This window comes from Nonomuraea phyllanthi (assembly GCF_006334985.2).
Lineage (GTDB): Bacteria > Actinomycetota > Actinomycetes > Streptosporangiales > Streptosporangiaceae > Nonomuraea > Nonomuraea phyllanthi.
Window position 1 is genome coordinate 1 of record NZ_VDLX02000058.1, and the last position, 1,187, is coordinate 1,187.

Below are 1,187 nucleotides of genomic sequence, written 5' to 3' on the forward strand. Positions count from 1 at the left end.
GTCTACAGCATGCGACTCAAACGCCCTCTTCAGACTCGCTTTCGCTACGGCTCCCCCACACAGGTTAACCTCGCCACACACCATAACTCGCAGGCTCATTCTTCAAAAGGCACGCAGTCACATCACAGCCGTTCCGAAGAACGACTAAGCTCCTACGGCTTGTAGGCACACGGTTTCAGGTACTCTTTCACAACCCCTCACCGGGGCACTTTTCACCTTTCCCTCACGGTACTCGTGCACTATCGGTCACCAGGGAGTATTTAGGCTTACCAGGTGGTCCTGGCAGATTCACACAGGATTCCTCGAGCCCCGTGCTACTTGGGATCCCCTCAAACAGTCGGCAAGATTTCGCCTACCCGGCTCTCACGGTCTACGGCGCCCTTTCCCAAAGGCTTCGACTACCCCACCGATTTATCACTGTCCGCAGTCCCAGCGGAGACTGCAAGAAGGTCCCACAACCCCGAACATGCAACGCCCGCCGGCTATCACACACGCCCGGTTTAGCCTCATCCGCTTTCGCTCACCACTACTCACGGAATCACTCTTGTTTTCTCTTCCTACGGGTACTGAGATGTTTCACTTCCCCGCGTTACCACCAACCGCCCTATACATTCAGACGGAGGCAACACCACATGACTGGTGCTAGGTTTCCCCATTCGGACATCCCCGGATCAACGTCTGGTTGGCGACTCCCCGAGGCTTAACGCAGCCTCCCACGTCCTTCATCGGCTCCTGATGCCAAGGCATCCACCGTGTGCCCTAAAAAACTTGGCCACAAAGATGCTCGCGTCCACTATGCAAATCTCAAACAACAAACAGCAACCGCCTCAAGACCGGGACAACCCCGACCCCTCAGCGGCCCTGTACTGAGTCAAACAGGCGCACAGCCCGTTCCCTCAGGACCCAACAGTGTGTCCGACACCCCGTAACCGATGATCCGGTGTTTCCCACTCCCCGAAGGGCGGTACTAGCCGGCCATCGCCTCACGCGATGCCGAGTAGCCAGTGCTCCACTAGTGAGCTGTCACCCCACCGATCGTGCGCCGGTGAAAGGTGAAAATGCTCCTTAGAAAGGAGGTGATCCAGCCGCACCTTCCGGTACGGCTACCTTGTTACGACTTCGTCCCAATCGCCAGCCCCACCTTCGACCGCTCCCCCCACAAGTGGTTGGGCCACGGGCTTCGGGTG

The 1,187-nt window shown here is 57.8% G+C and carries 2 rRNA genes; both read right to left on the bottom strand.

The features are described 5' to 3' along the window. Nucleotides 1-774: ribosomal RNA gene (locus FH608_RS51125) — 23S ribosomal RNA — on the bottom strand; the annotation flags it as partial. Between the two features lie 295 nt (nt 775-1,069). Continuing rightward, a 16S ribosomal RNA gene (locus tag FH608_RS51130) occupies nt 1,070-1,187 on the bottom strand; the annotation flags it as partial.